Source organism: Pseudorhodobacter sp. E13 (genome assembly GCF_003991405.1).
Classification (GTDB): domain Bacteria; phylum Pseudomonadota; class Alphaproteobacteria; order Rhodobacterales; family Rhodobacteraceae; genus Pseudorhodobacter.
This window is the reverse complement of the sequence record NZ_RPEN01000057.1, coordinates 1-282: the sequence shown is the minus strand read 5'-3', so window position 1 is coordinate 282 and position 282 is coordinate 1. Positions and strand designations below refer to the sequence as shown.

Sequence of the window (282 nt, the reverse complement as noted above, 5' to 3'; positions counted from 1 at the left end):
CGGGCAATGGCTGGCCGACGCGAATGCCCAACTCGTTCAACTCCTCGGTCATCCGTGGTCGGCCGTAGCTGCCTAGGCTTAACCGGTGCTGATCGCGGATATGGGCGAGGATGAATAGCCCCTAGATTTGTCGACGCCTTGCTTGGTAATTTTGGAAGCCAGGAGGACGATATGTCCGGAGCTAAATTCACAGACGAGTTCAAGCGCGATGCGGTCGCGCAGGTCGAGGATCGGGGCTACCCGGTGCGGGAGGTGGCTGAGCGATTGGGTGTCTGTTGCCCG

Annotated in this window: 1 protein-coding gene; it reads left to right on the top strand. The window is 59.9% G+C overall.

Features of this window, described 5'->3' with window-relative positions; translation table 11 throughout:
* Positions 1 to 171: 171 nt before the first annotated feature.
* On the top strand, positions 172 to 282 hold a 111-nt coding region (locus EGN72_RS00130), incomplete at its 3' end, for a transposase (protein WP_148114235.1).